The 1,299-nt window shown below is 54.6% G+C and carries 2 protein-coding genes; both read left to right on the top strand.

Annotation, left to right across the window (positions count from 1 at the left end):
* Window positions 1-580 (top strand): TOPRIM nucleotidyl transferase/hydrolase domain-containing protein (locus tag C5O18_RS09695; RefSeq protein ID WP_338132510.1); only part of this gene is annotated, 580 nt, incomplete at its 5' end.
* A 123-nt stretch (window positions 581-703) separates the two neighbouring features.
* Complete coding sequence (locus C5O18_RS09690; protein ID WP_241146817.1) at window positions 704-961, top strand: HigA family addiction module antitoxin; 258 nt, start codon at window positions 704-706, stop codon at window positions 959-961.
* Window positions 962-1,299: the final 338 nt, after the last annotated feature.

Below are 1,299 nucleotides of genomic sequence, written 5' to 3'. Positions count from 1 at the left end.
CCCCGAAACAGGGATGGAGCGGGCGAAGGGAATCATCTTGGTGGAAGGCAAGAGCGATATCACCTTCTTGCGTCACACGGCTAGCACCCTCAAGGCAGCAAACGTTATTGATCGTGATCTCGATGACCAGGGACTTATCCCAATTCACGTTGGCGGCTGTGGAAACGTGAAGCATTGGGTTACCCATCAGCTTGCCGACGAAATTGGCCTGCCGTGGTGCGTTTTCCTGGACTCAGATCTTGGTGATCCCTTTCAGTACAAGACCAATCTCAAGCGAAAACAGGAGGTTGAAGGGCTTGGGCGGGCGTTTTATTCGACTCGTAAGCGCGAAATCGAGAACTACCTGTGCCCAGACTTGATTCTGCAAGAAGCCGGTGCGGTGGTTAATTTCACCGGTATCAGCGATGCCAAGCAGATCATTGGTGATGCAGTGGGGATGAAGCCGGACGATGTTTCAGATCGATTCTGGCCTCTGATGAATGCCGACCAAATTCTCCAGCGCTCGATGTATCAAGAGGGAACTGAGCAGCGATCTGAGCTGAAAGAGTTGATCGAGAACCTGCTTGCGTTGGTTCCTTGAGTCCAGAGTGGTGTATGGCCCAGCCGAAAGCGGTGTTCTCTTTCCCCGTGCCGGGCAGTGTGAACCGACCCTATTCCTCTAGACACCCTGTTGCCTCAAAATCCCAAGGCAATGGAGGTCGTCATGAGCAAGAAGTTCTCCCCGCTTCACCCCGGTGAAATCCTCCGTGAGGAGTTCCTGCTGCCAATGGGCATCAGTAACTACCGCCTGGCCAAGGAAATCGGTGTACCCCAGCAGCGCATTGGTGAGATCGTTGCTGGGCGCCGCAGCATCACGGCGGATACCGACCTGCGCTTGTGCAAATTTTCGGGCTTTCCGAAGGCTACTGGCTGCGTGGCCAGATGCGCTTCGACACGGAGATGGCCAAGGACGCCATTGTAGATGTCTTGGCACAGATCAAGCCGTGGGCGGCTGTGACGAGGCTTCACGTGTAGCGATCTTTGAGGCGAATTTTCCCGGGGTGCTACTCCACGGTCAGATATTTAGCAATTTGCAGCAACGACTTGGCGGTGTGGGGAAGCCAGCTTGAAGGGCCGCGATCAGGAGGTGGTAAGCACCCCATAAAGTTTAATAAGGCGAGTCCTTATTAAACTTTAGCGACTTAAGATTTAACTACTGGCGGCGGCGCCTCCCAAGGCATGCCCGTGGATATGTCACGGGTGCGCACTGAGTCTGGCGCTGATTCTGGACAGGTCTTCAGATGTCAGTCCCTGCTTGGG

The sequence above is a fragment of the Amnimonas aquatica genome, assembly GCF_002943415.1.
GTDB lineage: Bacteria > Pseudomonadota > Gammaproteobacteria > Pseudomonadales > Moraxellaceae > Perlucidibaca > Perlucidibaca aquatica_A.
This window is presented reverse-complemented; position numbering and strand designations above follow the sequence as displayed.

What these genes read in the sequence shown, in the direction of transcription:
- C5O18_RS09690 (WP_241146817.1), top strand. Translation starts at nt 704, where the DNA reads ATGAGCAAGAAGTTCTCCCCGCTTCACCCCGGTGAAATCCTCCGTGAG.